The 14,434-nt window shown below is 64.6% G+C and carries 17 protein-coding genes; 7 read left to right on the top strand and 10 right to left on the bottom strand.

Features of this window, described 5'->3' with window-relative positions:
- Nucleotides 1-148: 148 nt before the first annotated feature.
- Nucleotides 149-412, top strand: coding sequence for a PIN domain-containing protein (locus tag FOH10_RS28910; RefSeq protein ID WP_143983052.1), 264 nt, complete (start codon nucleotides 149-151; stop codon nucleotides 410-412).
- A 39-nt stretch (nucleotides 413-451) separates the two neighbouring features.
- Here FOH10_RS28910 and FOH10_RS28905 read toward each other — a convergent pair whose 3' ends face one another.
- The 3 genes from FOH10_RS28905 to FOH10_RS28895 are packed head-to-tail and all read right to left on the bottom strand — an operon-like array spanning nucleotide 452 to nucleotide 4,092.
- Nucleotides 452-1,165, bottom strand: coding sequence for a hypothetical protein (locus tag FOH10_RS28905; protein WP_143983051.1), 714 nt, complete (start codon nucleotides 1,163-1,165; stop codon nucleotides 452-454).
- A gap of 18 nt (nucleotides 1,166-1,183) precedes the next feature.
- Nucleotides 1,184-3,781 (bottom strand): TPR repeat domain-containing protein, encoded by a 2,598-nt coding sequence (locus FOH10_RS28900; protein ID WP_143983050.1) that lies wholly within the window; start codon nucleotides 3,779-3,781, stop codon nucleotides 1,184-1,186.
- Nucleotides 3,778-4,092, bottom strand: coding sequence for a hypothetical protein (locus FOH10_RS28895; protein ID WP_143983049.1), 315 nt, complete (start codon nucleotides 4,090-4,092; stop codon nucleotides 3,778-3,780). The genes FOH10_RS28900 and FOH10_RS28895 overlap by 4 nt, the downstream gene beginning before the upstream one ends.
- Nucleotides 4,093-4,323: 231 nt before the next feature.
- Between FOH10_RS28895 and FOH10_RS28890 the strand changes: the two genes are divergently transcribed.
- Entirely contained in the window at nucleotides 4,324-4,683 is a 360-nt protein-coding gene (locus FOH10_RS28890; protein ID WP_143983048.1) for a hypothetical protein, read from the top strand.
- Between the two features lie 160 nt (nucleotides 4,684-4,843).
- On the opposite strand, the gene FOH10_RS28885 is transcribed toward FOH10_RS28890, so the two are convergent.
- A complete protein-coding gene (locus FOH10_RS28885) occupies nucleotides 4,844-5,206 on the bottom strand; it encodes a hypothetical protein (RefSeq protein ID WP_143983047.1) in 363 nt (120 codons plus the stop codon).
- On the bottom strand, nucleotides 5,199-5,666 hold the full coding sequence (locus FOH10_RS28880; protein ID WP_143983046.1) for a hypothetical protein: 468 nt from the start codon (nucleotides 5,664-5,666) through the stop codon (nucleotides 5,199-5,201). Before FOH10_RS28880 ends, FOH10_RS28885 begins: the two co-directional genes overlap by 8 nt.
- Before the next feature lie 71 nt (nucleotides 5,667-5,737).
- On the opposite strand from FOH10_RS28880, the gene FOH10_RS28875 reads away from it, so the two are divergent.
- Nucleotides 5,738-5,953, top strand: coding sequence for a hypothetical protein (locus FOH10_RS28875; protein ID WP_143983045.1), 216 nt, complete (start codon nucleotides 5,738-5,740; stop codon nucleotides 5,951-5,953).
- A gap of 97 nt (nucleotides 5,954-6,050) precedes the next feature.
- Here FOH10_RS28875 and FOH10_RS28870 read toward each other — a convergent pair whose 3' ends face one another.
- The gene (locus tag FOH10_RS28870) at nucleotides 6,051-6,482 is read right to left on the bottom strand and encodes a pyridoxamine 5'-phosphate oxidase family protein (protein ID WP_143983044.1); all 432 of its coding nucleotides are present in this window, start codon (nucleotides 6,480-6,482) and stop codon (nucleotides 6,051-6,053) included.
- Nucleotides 6,483-6,871: 389 nt separating this feature from the next.
- On the opposite strand from FOH10_RS28870, the gene FOH10_RS28865 reads away from it, so the two are divergent.
- Nucleotides 6,872-7,192 (top strand): hypothetical protein, encoded by a 321-nt coding sequence (locus FOH10_RS28865; protein ID WP_143983043.1) that lies wholly within the window; start codon nucleotides 6,872-6,874, stop codon nucleotides 7,190-7,192.
- Nucleotides 7,193-7,445: 253 nt separating this feature from the next.
- A complete protein-coding gene (locus FOH10_RS28860) occupies nucleotides 7,446-8,282 on the top strand; it encodes a DUF6881 domain-containing protein (RefSeq protein ID WP_143983042.1) in 837 nt (278 codons plus the stop codon).
- Here FOH10_RS28860 and FOH10_RS28855 read toward each other — a convergent pair.
- A complete protein-coding gene (locus tag FOH10_RS28855) occupies nucleotides 8,254-9,228 on the bottom strand; it encodes an alpha/beta fold hydrolase (protein WP_221937892.1) in 975 nt (324 codons plus the stop codon). The genes FOH10_RS28860 and FOH10_RS28855 overlap by 29 nt on opposite strands.
- A 63-nt stretch (nucleotides 9,229-9,291) precedes the next feature.
- Between FOH10_RS28855 and FOH10_RS28850 the strand changes: the two genes are divergently transcribed.
- Together FOH10_RS28850 and FOH10_RS28845 are read left to right on the top strand one after the other, a co-directional pair.
- The gene (locus tag FOH10_RS28850) at nucleotides 9,292-10,239 is read left to right on the top strand and encodes a helix-turn-helix transcriptional regulator (RefSeq protein ID WP_143983041.1); all 948 of its coding nucleotides are present in this window, start codon (nucleotides 9,292-9,294) and stop codon (nucleotides 10,237-10,239) included.
- A gap of 58 nt (nucleotides 10,240-10,297) precedes the next feature.
- Nucleotides 10,298-11,749 carry a HEAT repeat domain-containing protein gene (locus FOH10_RS28845; RefSeq protein WP_186000619.1) on the top strand — a complete coding sequence of 484 codons (1,452 nt, stop codon included), beginning with the start codon at nucleotides 10,298-10,300 and terminating at the stop codon, nucleotides 11,747-11,749.
- Nucleotides 11,750-11,765: 16 nt separating this feature from the next.
- On the opposite strand, the gene FOH10_RS28840 is transcribed toward FOH10_RS28845, so the two are convergent.
- From FOH10_RS28840 to FOH10_RS28830, 3 genes are read right to left on the bottom strand one after another with little or no spacing between them, the layout of a single operon-like run.
- Nucleotides 11,766-12,200, bottom strand: coding sequence for a hypothetical protein (locus FOH10_RS28840; RefSeq protein ID WP_143983039.1), 435 nt, complete (start codon nucleotides 12,198-12,200; stop codon nucleotides 11,766-11,768).
- Complete coding sequence (locus tag FOH10_RS28835) at nucleotides 12,197-13,471, bottom strand: DUF58 domain-containing protein (RefSeq protein WP_143983038.1); 1,275 nt, start codon at nucleotides 13,469-13,471, stop codon at nucleotides 12,197-12,199. Before FOH10_RS28835 ends, FOH10_RS28840 begins: the two co-directional genes overlap by 4 nt.
- A complete protein-coding gene (locus FOH10_RS28830) occupies nucleotides 13,468-14,430 on the bottom strand; it encodes an AAA family ATPase (protein WP_143983037.1) in 963 nt (320 codons plus the stop codon). Before FOH10_RS28830 ends, FOH10_RS28835 begins: the two co-directional genes overlap by 4 nt.
- Nucleotides 14,431-14,434 lie beyond the last annotated feature (4 nt).

Below are 14,434 nucleotides of genomic sequence, written 5' to 3'. Positions count from 1 at the left end.
CATCGTCGATGGACGGAACCGCTGGTCGGCGACGAGGATACATTGGACATGGGTGGTCCGATCGGCAAGGACGACATCCATGATGCGATGAACCGGCCAGCATGATCGTCGTCGCCGGCACCTCGGGTCTGCTGGCACTGATGCGGTATTGGGCAAGCTGGCCGATCGAATCGCCGTCACGCGCATCGTGCTCGGGGAAATCGGTGCCGCACAGTTGCATTCGGCCCTGGAGGTCCGCACCGCGTACCACGACCTCAACCTCGATATCGTCGATGCGACCTGCGTGGTGCTGGCCGACCACTTCGACACCGATCTGATTCTGACTCTGGATCGCAGGGATTTTCGCGTGATCAGGCCACTGCGCCGATACGCGGCATTCCAGGTTCTGCCCGACGACTTCGTCGGGGGATAGTGACGCGAACAGCCGCACCGCTGGTGATCGGCCGAAGGACTATTTTTCGGCGGGGAGGCGTTCGGGTGGCTCCTGAATGTAGGGGTCGGGTCGGAACGGTTCGCATGTTTGCCGGGCCAAGTCGTTCTGCTGGCCAGGAAGTTCGGCGAACTCTTCGGTGGACTGGTCTACTACCAGCGGTCGTGGTGTCGAAGCCTTCTGCCCGCTGGCGGAGGCCTCGGTGGTCATGGCGACGGTGTATCGTATGGGGGAATAGGAATCGGTGGGAGTGCTCAATGTCAGTTCGCCGTCGTCGCCCATCTCGTAAACGCCAGGTGTGTTGTAATCGCAGACGGTGATCACCCATTGAGCACCGCTTTTCTGCTCGATGCTGACTGCCCGGTATGTCTCGCCACCGGTTTCCGGTATTAGGTTTCCTGGTATGCCAATATAGGGTCGACCTTCTTCGCTCACATTGTCGTAGATATCCGACAGATAAGACTCGTCCTCGCTGACGATGTAATTGTTTATTGCGACCTCGACTTTGAGGGCAGTGGTGGCTGCATCGGCTTCGGCTTCATTGACTGGGACTGCGATGTTCGACCTGAACTGCAGTGGGGGATAGGGGAATATTTCTGCTTGCGTTGTCGATGTCGCGACTGAAGTCGTACCGGTTGCATCGGGTGGTGGTTCGGTCGAGCAGGAGGATGTCACCATGGCCGTGATCAGCACCGGCAGGGCCAGGCTAATGCGAGTTGTGAGATTCGGTTTCAAGTGTTTCCACCGCCTAGTCTAGGGTTTCTGCTGGCCAGTTCGTATGACCTCTAAGCTGGATCCGTCCACGCCTACTCCCATCACCGTTTCCATGCCGTGAACTAGGCGGTAGGTGGTATTCAGGTCCGTGAGCCCTTGCCTGTTGAGGTAACGCCAGAAATCCTTCTTCGTATTCTCGTTAACGGGGTCATCTAAATCTATTGGTTGGTTTGTAGCTGGGTTGATAAATTGCTGATCGAGACGCCCGTTTTCGAATGCTGATTGCATTATTGCTCGCTCGAAGTCTCTATATGCCTGGTCGTTCAGTTTGGATTCACTGGGATACTGAACCGCCAGCTTGTCGGGTTTGTCAATATAGTCTTTGATAAGCGCGTCGACGCCCGCGTTGGCAAGGAGTTTACTGTTGGAGTTCACCGTGTCGATGGTGAATTTCTCTCCATCGGTCAGGTCTCTGCCGATCATTCCGGGTAGCTTCTCAGTCAAGGCAAATTTGGCAGCATCTCCGGCATTGCCAACCAGGACATCTCCGATAATATTAGCTGCCGCAAGTTTACGGTCGTAGATTTCCTGCTGCTTGTCATTGTACTTGCTGATATCTTGCTCATCCTGGTAAGTGAGCGCGTTGGCTGCGGCATTCGTGATCCGGCTGTCTAGCCCGGCGAGCTGCTCGATATGTGGTCTCAGGTATTCGCCCGGCGATTGGTCACTTTGGGAAAATGCGGCATTCAACAAACTGGCCTCGTAGGCTTGGCGACCCACCTCAAGGGTCAGGCGACCCTCCTCCGACTGGCTGGCCAGGTACAACAGTCGGTTGGCGCTGGTGGGCTCGAGTTGCGCCTCTCCGTAGTCGGCGAGATAGGCATTCCGGGGGTTTCCGGCAGAGTCGATGTAGGCGTCAATATTAGAACCCATCACATTCGCGAGTGCCCGGGACAGCTCCGGGTTATCGGCGAATCCCTTCTCAGTCCGCTCGAATTCGCTCACGTCGAGACCACCGGGGCGGTTCACCTGTGGCTGATCACCGCTGGGCTCGTACTCCTCGCGTGGTGCGAACAGATCGGGCAGGTGGGTAAGGGCCTCCCGGGCGCGCAGCGCTTGTTCGGTCGGCTGTCCGTCCGGGCCGACCTCGTGGGATTCGGTGCCGATCCAGTTGATCATCCCGCCGGCGGCCGTCCCGTCGTCCTCCCAGTCGCGCTGGAATATCCCGCGGATCACGTCCGGCTCGTACGGTTTGTAGCTCTGCCCCGGAACGTCCTTGCCGAACAGTTCCTCACTGCCGTTTCCGGTCAGCACCGCATAGCTGGACTCGTGGTTGCGGGCACCGACCGACAACAGATCCTGGGCGGCCTGCTCCGTATTCGCCTTCCATTCCGCGTCACCGGTGACAGGATTGATCTGCCACTGCCCGTATTTCTGCTCAAAGGCGTCGTTATCGACCAACCATGCCTGGTGCGCGGCCTGACGGTCCAGTTCGACGCCGAATCGCTCACCGGGGATAAAGCTCTCATCGGATGCTGCGAGGAACGATCCGAATCGAGCGACATCGTTGGAGTACTCAACGACCCGCGAGCTCTCCATCCAGCCCATCGGTCCCGCGCGATAGTCGTCGGGCACGTCCGAGGTGTTCCCGTCGGGGCCTTCGAGCAAGTTGTTGGGCCGAGTTCCCACGAACTCGCGGATTTCGGGGTGGAGCTGGTCCCAGCCGCCTGTGCCGGTGACGTTGCCGTTCTCGTCACGGGCGACGACGTTCTCGTTGGAGAGGGTCAGCAATCCGTTGGCGAGGTCTTCGCGAAGTGCCAGCGCCTCGGGTGATCCGTTCTTCTCCAAGCGGTCGGCGAGGTCGAGGAGACCGTCGCGTCCGGCTTCGTCGTACAGGTTCTGCAAGTAGTCGAGTGTGGGCTGAGGAACGGTTACTTCCTCGCCGTTGGCGATGGCGGCGAGCTGCTCCGGGGTCAGTTCCAGTGCGGCGATGCGAGCGCCGATGCGGGCGGTCTCCTCATCGGATAGGCGGCCATCGGCAATGGTCGCGCCGTCTTCCTGTCCCTGAGCTCGGCGGTCAGGGGCGTCCGGGAGCTCCTTGAAGGCGTTGGTGATGCTGTTGGCGACGGTGTCGGCAGCGGTCCCGGCAGCGGCCAGTCGTTTCTTCAGTTCGGTCCCGTAGTCACTGGCTTGGCGTTCGAGGGCGGCGATTTTGGTGGTGACGTCCTCGCTGCTGGGTTTCACCCCGTTGACCTCGGCACTGGCGGCGAGGATCTGGCTGTCGCTGACGGCTACCTCACCGGTCTCCCGCCACTCGTATCCGGCGTCTTGGATTGTCTGTACCTGGTCGGCGACGGATTGCTTGGCGGTGCTGACAGTTGCGAGGTTATCGGTGATGGCGGTACCGGCCGCGGTGATCGCAGTACCGATCTTGTCGCCGTTTGTGGTGAGGGTGGTGCCGCGATCACGGAGGGAGGTGCCGAACTTGCCGCCGATCGCGGTGTCCGAGCCCTTGATTCCATTGGTGGCATTGCCGAGTTGAGTGCGGAACCCCTCGGCCTGCTGTGTCCAGAACGTGGCTTGCCCCGTAAGCGCTTCGAGATCCCAGGATAGGACCTGTGACACGGTCGGACTCACCGCCCACCACCCGCCTGCTGGATTCTGGTGGCGGAGGCGGCATCCTGACCGAACTGCGTGACGATGCCGTTATTCGTGAGAGTGGCCACGAAACGAAGCTCTTCGGACGCTGCCTGAATAACTGCGACGGCTTTGGATTCGCCCGAGACACAGGCCGCATTGACGCTGGTGCCCGCGAGCAGTTCGGTGGTCGCCAACGCCCGGTTCGATTGGCCATCGGCTATTCCATCGAGGCCGCCGGCGGCGGTGTCGAGCGTTGACACCACCGTGCGTGCGCCCTCTTTGTCGAGGAAAACGATATCATCGGCCACCAGGCACCCCCCGGGTTCGTTCGTTTCGAGCTGCAACGTTAGCCGATGAAACGGTGACCGTCAGCGCACACCCCAGCTACCCACACCACCGAAACGTGCCGGGTATCGCGCCGCGTACGCCCGGCGGAGGTTTGCCCGGCCCCAGGTGTAAGGTCGTCGGCCAGCAGCGTCTTGTGTGAAGGGGGCATGATGTACTCACCACAATCCGGCGCGGATACATTGCGCGCCAGGATGAGTCGGCTTGCCGACGCCCAGAACTCCAGCCACGCCACATTGTCGGCGGCCGGGATCACCGTCGACGTCAAAGCCAGCGGTGAGGTCATCGGCATTCACTTGGCCTTCGACATTCACCAGGTCCCGGATTTCACCCGCTTGGGACAGGTGATCACCACATTGATCAACCGAGCACGGGCCCAAGCCCAGCAGGAGATCACCCAACTGGTTCGTGAGGTGCGGTCCGATCAGCGGATGGTGACCGTGCTCGAGAACGCCTTCGACGCCCCCGAGCGTGACCGCGCCGCCTCTTCTCCTGTGGAGGCATGGGATGACGAATATTGGGAGCGACAGAAGTCGCCGTTCGCGCCGGACTGACAGGTCGCATTGTCCTTCGAACTGCTGGTCTGTTTCTCGGGCACAACCGGTGAAACCGGCGGGCGTGATCGTCGGTCGCCATACGGTCACCACCAGGCACCTGGCCTGAGCGCCGGGCGATCGTGAGCGGGAGGCGCAGGCTAGTGCGCTTGTCGGCCAGTTAGCGGCGACGCTTGTCGGTTTGCCGTGGATGCGCGGTCCCCGCCTGCGTGATCCACACGGTTCGCCGCGCGTCGTCGATCGCGTACCAGATGCGGCCGCCACCGGTTACCTCGTATTGCCACTGCTCCATCGCGACGCCATCGATGTCGACGTGGCCGAGATCGAGTCGCAGCGGATGCTGCCGTGCCAGGCTGTCTCGACAGCGTGGATCGGCGGTGATTGCGACCCAAGCGCGATCGAGATTGCCAGGGGCGTGGGTCAGCAGCGTTTCCCAGCCCTTCGCGGCTTGGCGGTCGATCAGTCGAACGACCCAGCCCGTCGGCCTCCGTACCTCGTCACCTCGCCCGAGCTTCTCAGCCATCGGCGCTACCCGGCCGCTCGACATCAACAGCGTCGACTGTGTCGAACGGTCCGCGTAGGCGGTTGGTCAGTTCGGGGTCGGAGTAGATTTCGGCCGTGGCCTGCCATTCGCGCATTGCGCGTGAAAATGGCAGCAGCAGGCCGGTTTCCGCGCCCGCGAGCAGATGATCGAGTAGTTCCTTTACGCACTGAGGGCGGGCGTCGGCGGGGAGCCAGACAAGCCACGGCAGCTCCTCCGCGAAGACCTCCTCCGCCAACGCGCGGTTCGACTTCGCGACGATCGCGAGCGACCGAGCAGCCAACCCGAGGCCCTTGACCATGGCTTCGAACCGCTCCGAGCGCATGAGCACCAGGTTCTCCGCATCCCGCCGCTCGAGAATCACGTCCGCGTCATCCAGCGCTGGGAACACGCTGGTCTGCTTGTTGATCAGGGTGGAGAAGGGAAAGCTGCGCGTGGTCATACGGCCAGTGTACATCTCGGTTCGAAAGTAGTTCGAAAGTCATCTCAGGTTCGAGCGTAGGGTGAGGGCTCATGGAGTCGGACAGCAAGCTGGAGGATCTACGGTCAGTGCTCTCGTGCGTCTTCGAAAAGCTCGGCGCGGAAAGCCTCACCGAGCCCGACCGGGTCGAGTTGGTGGCGCGCGCCGAGGTGGTTCAGAACCAGATCGACGCGATCCAGGATGCCGGCGGCGAAGAGCACGTGCGGACTAACGCAGCGCCGGAGCCATCAGGTGACTGGTTGTTCTGAGGCGGCGCTGTCGGTATGACGCGTTCGAACTCCTCTTGGCCTGTAGCTGATTCGGCAGGAGAGTTGCTGATTCGGTGCGAGTCTGAAGGGCACGACTCTATGGGTCGGATGCGTAATCGGCGGTGATCCAGCGGTCGGGGCGAATTGTGAACAAGACGGAATCGAACTCGCCCATGCGGCGGACGTGATCTCGGCCGCTTTCGTCACCGAGGTAGCGGATGGCAATGGCCTCGCGGATGCCGATCGGGGAGGGTGTGGTGATATCGACCACGGTGCCTTCGACAATGATGTATTGGTAGGGCCACAGCGCCCTGTGGACGACGAGTGTCACAGCGCCGGCCTGCCGGATGAGCCTGGCTTTGCGTGTCGACGGGACAGTGCTGATCTGGAGATTCCCGCCTGGGATGTAGTTGTACCAGATCGGCATACTGGCGGGTGGACGCCCACCGTTTGCGTCGACAGACAGCACGGCAACATGCTGTCCCGCAAGGAATTCCTGCCGTTCGGCTTCGGTGAATGCTCTCGGCATAACCGCCTGAATCCTCCCGTTCCCGTCGGCATAGTGAGACCTGCGCTCGTTTCTCCTGCGCGACACCAGGCTATGAGCTCATGCTCTTGGGAGCGAGTGGTTTTCGGGATCGATCGGGCCTGGAGGTACCCGAGAACAACCACTTGTTGCGGTTGTGCGCCGATACTCGTCGCATCGACACGCTGGGGAAACGCTGGGTGCGGGACCGTATGGCGCGGTACCGGGCGGCCGGGTACCACAATGGTCGCGTGGATTCGGAGCCCAATGATCGGTCTCGATCTCATACCCGCCTGATCACCGACGCCCATCGACGCCTTGCGGAGACGTTCGCTGCGGTCGTCTCTCCTCGGTGGTCCGAGCGCGCTGTCGCCGCCTGTTTGAGCCGGCTCATGACCAGCACCGTCACCGAGGCGTGGCGCATCGCGGTCATCGACGCCTGGGTCGAGGACGAATGGACGTTCGTGGTCGTGTATCGATCGCCGTATTTCGATGGACCTCTCGCGTTGCGGAGTTCGACGTATGACGCTCATACCAACGCGTTCTCGAGCATGTCCTCGCCTCGGTTGGCCGATGCGCCGGATCCGGTGCAATTCGGCCGCGACGTGGCGGATTTCGACATCGGGGAACCACTGGGTACCGTGCGGGAGAATCTCCGCGTCGACGGCGACGGGATTCACTGGTGGGGGAGTTCGGCGCCACCTGCTCGGTGAGGTGCTCGCACGCTCGTGGACGCCGTCGCCGACGAGTTGATCGACACCGTGGCCCTGGGATCTCGATTCCCGGATATCCATGGGCTGCGCGAAATCTGGAGCGAGTCTTGGTAGTTGGATGATCGCTGGTGCCGCTACCTACGAGAGGTCGGCTGGGCGTGACGGTGATTGCGACTGCTCCGAACCACTGTCGCGAAAGTCGCATGGGTGGTGGCTCGGACGTGGCGTCGGTGGGGTCGAGTACGTTGCCGCCATGGAGTTTTCGTTGCCGCATCCGGATGTCCTGTGGGCTCGTGTGCGGGACATGGACGGAACGTACGTGAATTTCGATGGCCGTAGCCATCTTGCGAGCACCGTCGACGGTTTCACCGATGTCTGCAAGCCTGAGGGCAGTAGGTTGGTTGCCGAAGACGGGGCCGGTAACTGGTTCGCGCTCGTTCATCTCGATCGCGGCCGCGCTGTGCTCTTCGGCTGCGATGAATCGACCGATCTGCACGACACGGAGTACGACCCGTGGGCCAGCGCGCCCGAATGGGTTGCCGCGATCGATCGCGGCGTCGACCATCCCAGGGTGTTCAGCGAGTTCGTCACCTTTGCGCGCTGGTGGGATGGGCAGCGGTGGCTAGGGACGCCGTTCGCGCCGGAGGTCGTCGGCGAGCTCGCTGACAGCCCCGATGTCAGCGATGGTCTCTACATGGGATTGCGCGGTGTGGCCGGTGAGTGGTTTCCCGGAAACGGGCCGGCCACCGACCGTGTGTCGGCGCTTGCCGCCGTCAGCGATTACCGATCGCCCGAACCCGGTATGCGTTATCGGCGGACAACGATCGAGGATGCGAAATCGACCGAGGCGACCGGAATTTTCGTTGAGTTCGACGCTCGGGGAATCGAGCGTCGGCGGGTCGAGCATTTCCGGGACGGCAGCATGGGGTTCGCGGGTGTCGGGTTCTCCACCGGTACCACGCGGATGTCGCGTGATCCGGTGGAACCTGTGGAGCGGACGACACGACGTCCCGGCGTCACGGCGGTTGATATTTCGGCCGAGGAGTTTCAGGTGGAGTGGGTTATCGCGGTCGGGGAAGATCTGGGGTAGTGCTGGTGGTATCCGTCAACCACTTCATGATCGCCTGGTTCGTTTCTTCCGGCCTTTCCTGCTGGATCCAATGGCCGCAGTCCAGATTGACGATTTCGACGTTGGGGACGAACTCTGACAGTTTGTCCGCCTGCTGGACCGGGTCGCGGTCGCCGTAGATCATGAGCGTGGGTTGTCGGATGATCGGGTTCGCGTCCGCCAGCAGGTGCCAGTTGCGGTCGAGATTTCGGTACCAATTGATGCTGCCCGTGAAGCCTGAGGTTTCGAAGGCGGAGGTGAAGACGGCCAGTTCGCTGTCGCTCAGCAACTGTTCTCCACGTGGGGTTTCCGCGTTGGCGAGGTTGATCATCAGCATTCCCGGCTCCGGCTCTTCGAGTGGCACGTTCTTGCGGTAGAGGTTGCGGAGGAAGCGGGACGTGTTGGCCTCCAGTGCGGCGTCCGCGACGCCTGGCTGTCGATTGAAGTGCACGAAATAGAAGTCACCCCCGAGCATTTCCGCCATGGACTCGATCCAGGGCCGTTCGCCGCGCTCCTGGTAGGGCAGGCTCAGATTTATCACCCTGTTCACGCGGTGTGGATGCAGCAGGGTCAGGCCCCAGACGACCATCGCGCCCCAATCGTGGCCGACGAAGGTGGCGTCCTCGTATCCGTAGTGATCGAGTAGGGCGACGAGATCACCCGACAGGTGTTCGATGTCGTAGTCCGTTACCTCGGTCGGGCAGGACGAGTTGCCGTAACCCCGCTGGTTCGGGACGACGACGTGGTAGCCCGCGGCGGCGAGGGCGGGCATCTGATGTCGCCACGAGAAGGCATGTTCGGGCCAGCCGTGACAGAGCACTATGGGGTTTCCCGCATTCTCCCGGCCTGCTTCGAAGACTTCGAGTTCCACTCCATTGACCGGAATGAGGGTGGGCTCGGGAAAATCGGTCGGATAGGTCATGGTCATGTCGCCATCTTGCGGAGCAAAACCGGTCACCTCATGACCGGTTTATATGAAATTCTTGCCGATGTGCGAACAGACCGACTGGTGGCCACCCTCCTGCTACTGCAACAGCGCAAACAGGTGACGGCGGCGGAGGTAGCGCGCGAGCTGGAGGTCTCCGAGCGCACCGCCCGCCGCGACCTCGACGCCCTGGCCATGGCCGGGGTGCCGGTCTACTCCACCCAGGGTCGTGGTGGCGGCTGGCGGCTCGTGGGCGGCGCTCGCACCGACCTGTCCGGTTTGACCGCGAGTGAGGCCCGCGCCCTGTTCCTGGTCGCCGGTCCGGCCTCCGCCGGGACGCCAGCCGTGAAAACGGCCCTGCGCAAGCTCGTCCATGCCCTGCCGGAGCCCTTCCGGGTGCAGGCCGAGGCGGCGGCGTCGTCCGTTGTCGTCGACCCGCAACCATGGGGGTCGAGCAAGGTCGTGTACCGGCCACCCCGCTTCCTCGACGAACTCCAGAACGCGGTGATCCGAGGCATCCAGCTGCGGCTCGGCTACGTCGACAGCACCGGAGCGGAAACCGAGCGAACCGTCCACCCATTGGGCGTCGTCGCCAAAGGCCCCTCCTGGTACCTCGTCGCCAACACCGAAGCCGGTCGGCGCACCTTCCGAATCGACCGCGTCTCATCCGTCGTTCCGACCGACCATCCCGTGCACAGACCCGACGACTTCGACCTCGCCGAGAGCTGGCGCGAAATCGCCGACGAGGTCGATCGCGAACGAACCCCCCTCGAAATCCAGGCGGTCTGCGTACCCCACGGCATCGACATCCTCCGGCGGGCGTTCGGCGGTCGGCTCGACGTGGGCGGCCCCACCACCGACGGCCGCATCGAGGTCGTGATCCGCGGCCACAACGAATCCATGCTGGCCGGTGAGCTTTCCGGACTGGTCGAATGGCTCGAGGTGACCGGCCCACCGGGCGTACGCCATCACTTGGCCGCGATCGGCCACGCACTCGTCGAGAGATACGCGTGAGACACTCCGGCGGCGAATCTCGATGGTTCCGCGGTGGCGGCTCGGTGAAGATGGATCGATGATGCCGGCGGAATTGGAGCGGATTGCGGAGCAGCAGGATCGATCGGCGACCTTCACGCTGCTTCGGAGGCTGATCGACTCCGACGGGACGGAGCGGGAGCGGATCGTCGACACACTCGGTCGGCTGGGTGACCCGCGCGCGGTCGCGTCGCTAGCCGAGATCGGACGGGACCGTACTCGGCCGGTCGAGCTACGGCGTGCGGTATTGCGGGTGTTGGAGGATGCGGCGATGTGTCCGGAGGGGCCGAGGCTGCGTGCCTGGTGGGAGTCCGGGGACGACATGGTCCGCGCGTGTGTGCTGCGGCAGGCGACACGTGGCGAGGCCGATCTGGTCGAACCGGTCGTGCGCGATCCGTCCCACCGGCTGTACCGGGAGGCACTGACCGGCATCACCGTCGGTTTCGAGGAACCGCGCTGGCAGCAGTACAAGATCGCGGGCCTCGGCCATTCCGATCCAGCGGTGCGCCGCATCGCCGCCGAGAGCCTGGGCTGGGATGAACCGCTGGCCGCCGAACCCTTTCTGCATCGGGCCGCCACCGACAGCGACACCGACGTCGCCTGTGCCGCGATCGACACCCTCCGCTACTACCCCAGCCGCGCCACCTTGCGGCTGCTGCACGAGATCGGCCGGGGCGATGATGCGCGCGCGGCGGCAGCTGAAGCCGCCGAGGCCGACCTGCTCGACGACTTCCTCGATCAGCGCTCGCGAATCGGGGACTGGCTCGCGCCGGTCGCCGATCTACTCGGCGCACCCGACTCCGACACCCCGCGAGCATTCTCGCCATCGGGTACAGCACAGCTCGAGCCGGCCGTACCGACGGCCGCGACGTTCATCACCATGTACTCCGATCTCGACGGCCCATGGGCGGCGAAACTCGCCGCGCTGCACGACTACGACTGGGGAACGGTGCCCACCGCCGACCGCCCCGGCTTGGCCGCGTTCCTGTCCAACCATCCGGACCCCCGGGTCCGCGACCTGTGCTGTGCCGCGCTGTCGACCTGGCAGGAGGTGGATGCCCTGCTCGCTTTGGCTCACGACCCGGCGCTCGTGGTCCGCAAATCCGCCGTCTACCACCTGAGGTTCGTGCCGCCGTCACGCGAGATCGCATCGCTCACCTGGGATTTGATCGCGTCCGGCGAGGTCGCCGGTACCCGCGCAGACGAGGCGCTCGCCACTTGCGCGGCGCACACAGCACCCGGAGCGCTCGACGACCGCTCGATCGAGCTGGGACGTACCGATCTTCGGGAAAGCGTCCGCGCCACGGCGGTATCCCTGCTGAAGAACAACATCGTCCCGCTGCTCCCGCTGCTCTCCGAACCACCCCTGCTGACCTGGTCGGTGCACATCCGACTCCTGGCCGCCTGCCGTGAACTGAGGCTACGGCCGCCCGCCGCCAAGACTCTGCGAAGCGTCGACAATCTGCACTTGGCGGCGGCTCTCACCGACTGACGGATGGTCGAAGGTCTCACCCGTCCGCCGGGCGGCGGTCGCCCAGCCCCTGGATGAGCCAGGCGTAGAGGAGGATCACCACTATCGGGGCGGCGATGGGGGCCCAGGCCAGGTGGATCGGTAGCAGGGCGGCGGCTCCGGCGGCGAGGGTGAAGACGATGGCGCCGGCTACCGAGGGGATGGTGGTGGGGACTACTCCGACGGGGGCGGAGACGGTGGCGGTGTTGAGGAGGTAGGTGGTGGCTACCAGGCCGATGGCTCCGGCTTCGACCGCGCCGGTGTCGAGCCAGGCGACGACGCCGAGAGCGGCCAGGACGGCGGCGACGGCGAGGACGCGCCAGCGCCAACCGGCTGTTACGAGGGCGAGAACCGGGAGGGCCGTCCAGGGTTCGAGGAGGCCGACGGCGGTGGTGAGGAGCAGGCCGGACAGGACGGCGAGGAATCTGGTCATCGGCGCACCCGGACGGTTCGGCGGTGTTCGGGGATGAGGCGCATGACCTGGTCGAGGCGGGTGCCTTCCGGCCAGGCGACGATGTCGACGCCGACGGTGCCCATATCGCGGTACATGGAGGCGCGTTCCAACTGCCACATGCGGGCCAGCGTGTGGTCGAGGCCGTCGGCGAAGGGTGCGCCGCGCAGCACGTCCACCACCACGACGACGTGCCCGCGTTTGCGCAGATCGATGAGCGCCAAGGCGAATTGGGTGTCCAGCAGGGTGGAGAAGGCCACCACGATCGCGCCGATCGGCACGGCGGTGTGCGGGGCGAGGGTGCCGGAGGTGGGGATGTGTTCCTCGCCGACGTCCAGGACGGCGTCGACGATGCGGTAGAACTGGCGGCGGCCGATATCGGGTCGCAGCCAGCGCGGGGACTTGCCGAGGCAGACCACGGCGGTGCGGTCACCGGCCTGCAGCGCCGACTGCGCCACCTGTGCCGCGCCGCGCACGGACAACTCCAGCGAATCCGATGCCGGGCCGGGCGCCTGTAGTGAGGTGTCCACCAGCACAACCACATCCGCGGCCCGGTTGGTGAAGCGTTCGGTGACGAACAGCCGTCCGCGGCGCGCGCTCACCGGCCAGTTCACCGTGCGCAGCTGATCGCCCGGTGCGTACGCGCGCACATCGGCGAATTCCACGCCCGGCCCGTGCCGCCGGGTGAGATGGGTGCCGATGCGTTCGGGTAATTCGGTGCGGGGCAATCGCATTCGCTGCGGATCGGCGATCGGGTACACGAAGACCTCCCCGGCGGGCAGCCGCACCGACGCCACCGCCAGCCCGGCCGGGCTCAGCGCCGACACCCGGATGGGCACCGGAAAACGTCCCCAGCGTGGCGACGACAGCGCCACACGCAGTCCGGCGGGTGCGGTTCCGGAGTCGACCGCCTCCTCCACGCGCATCTCCATACCGTGGATCGGCTCCGGATGCAGCCGCAGCAGCGCATGCCCGGACTCCACGAATGTCGCGACCGCCAGGGTCACTTCCTCGGTTTCGAAGCAGCGCAGGATTCCGGCCCCGTCCACCTGGATGCGGGTGCGCGACTGTTGCAGCGGCGCGGTCGCCAGTACTCCGAGCATGGGGGCGGCGAAGACGACCAGCTGCCATTTGCCCAGCACGATGGCCAGCACCAGCGCGGGTGCGGAGGCCACGGCCAGCATGTACACCAGCGGCGCGGGCCGCCACCGCAATTCGGCCTCGGTGGCGGTGCTGGTGTCGCGGTGCCTCATGTCGTGGTGGCGCGCGGCACCGGCAGCCGTCGCAGCAGTTCGGCGATCACGTCCTCGCCCCGGATGCGGCGCACCCACATCTCGGGGCGCAGTGTGATGCGGTGGGCCATGGCCGGAATGGCGAGGGCCTTCACATCCTCGGGGACCACGAAGTCGCGGCCGTTCAGCAGCGCCCGCGCCCGCGACATCTGCACCAGGTCCAGTTCCGCGCGCGGGCTGGCGCCCACCTCCACCTGTGGATGGCCGCGGGTGGCCGACGCCAGCGACACCACGTAGCCGACCACGTCGGGGTGCACGCTCACGAACTCGACGGACTGCCGCATCTCCAGCAGGCCCTCGGCATCCACCACCTGCCCCACCTGGGCCGGGGCGGAACCGCGTTCGAGCCGCCGCCGGATCATCTGCGTCTCGTCCTGTTCGGACAGATAACCCAGGCGCAGTTGCATGGCGAAGCGATCGAGCTGGGCCTCGGGCAGCGGATAGGTGCCCTCGTACTCGATCGGGTTGTCGGTGGCCATGACGACGAAAGGCTGTGGCAGCGGGAAGGTTTCGCCGTCGATGGACACTTGCCCCTCGGCCATGGCCTCCAGCAGCGCGGCCTGGGTCTTGGGCGGGGTGCGGTTCACCTCGTCGGCGAGCAGCATATTGGTGAACACCGGTCCGCGCCGGAAACTGAAACGGCCCGAATGCATGTCGTAGATGGTGGAGCCGATGAGGTCGGCGGGCAGCAGGTCGGGGGTGAACTGCACGCGGGTGAAGTTCAGGCCCAGCGCGGCGGCGAAGGAGCGTGCGATGAGGGTTTTGCCCAGGCCGGGCAGGTCCTCGATGAGCACGTGCCCGCCGGACAGCACCGCGATCATGATCAGCTGCAGTTCTTCGCGTTTGCCGACCACCACCCGGGACAGTTCCCGCAGCACCGCGTCGGTGCGCTTGATGGTGATGTCCATCGGTGAGGTCATAGTT

It is taken from the genome of Nocardia otitidiscaviarum (assembly GCF_007362295.1).
In the GTDB taxonomy this organism is placed as follows: domain Bacteria; phylum Actinomycetota; class Actinomycetes; order Mycobacteriales; family Mycobacteriaceae; genus Nocardia; species Nocardia otitidiscaviarum.
This window is presented reverse-complemented; position numbering and strand designations above follow the sequence as displayed.